Origin of the sequence: Candidatus Cardinium hertigii, from assembly GCF_050864855.1 — a bacterium.
GTDB classification, from domain to species: Bacteria; Bacteroidota; Bacteroidia; order Cytophagales; family Amoebophilaceae; genus Cardinium; species Cardinium hertigii_C.
Genome location: NZ_JBOZWW010000022.1, coordinates 1 through 626 on the forward strand (window position 1 = coordinate 1; position 626 = coordinate 626).

Below are 626 nucleotides of genomic sequence, written 5' to 3' on the forward strand. Positions count from 1 at the left end.
GGTCAGTTAAGTTTATCAGATATATCAGCTAGTCGGCGTAAATGCAAGCATACGTTTTTTGATCAAATAAATAATTTGATTAACTGGTCATTAGTAGAAAAAGAACTGCGTATGTATTATCCTAAAGGTTTACGTTTATCAGGCAAGCCTGCTTATAGCCCGCTTCTTTTGTTTAAAATGCTATTGCTTGAGCAGTGGTATGGACTGAGCGATTACCAAGTCGAAGAGGAAGTAAATGATCGTATTACTTTTAGCAGGTTTTGTGGTATATCGATGGATAATTCTGTTCCAGATCATAGTGTATTAAGCAGATTTAGGACTGCGCTTACAGAAAAAAAAGCTTTAGATAGATTGTTAAAAATTATAAATGATCAACTATCTAACCATGGTGTATTGGTTCAGCATGGTGCAGTTATTGACGCCTCTATCACCCCTACTCCTAGATGTCCCAAAGGTAAAAAGAGCTATGATTTGCGTGAGGATGGTACTATATCGGTATCTCATAGTTATCAAAAAGGGGTAGATCCAGAAGCTAGTTGGACCAAAAAAGGTCATAATCTTTACTATGGGTATAAACGACATGTCCTTGTAGAAAGTAAAGAAGGTTTAGTTCTGGCAGTCACTAC

1 protein-coding gene is annotated in these 626 nt (G+C 36.7%); it reads left to right on the forward strand.

The genetic code is table 11. The features are described from left to right. Positions 1–626 (forward strand): IS5 family transposase (locus ACRRVB_RS00810; RefSeq protein ID WP_432466123.1); only part of this gene is annotated, 626 nt, incomplete at both ends.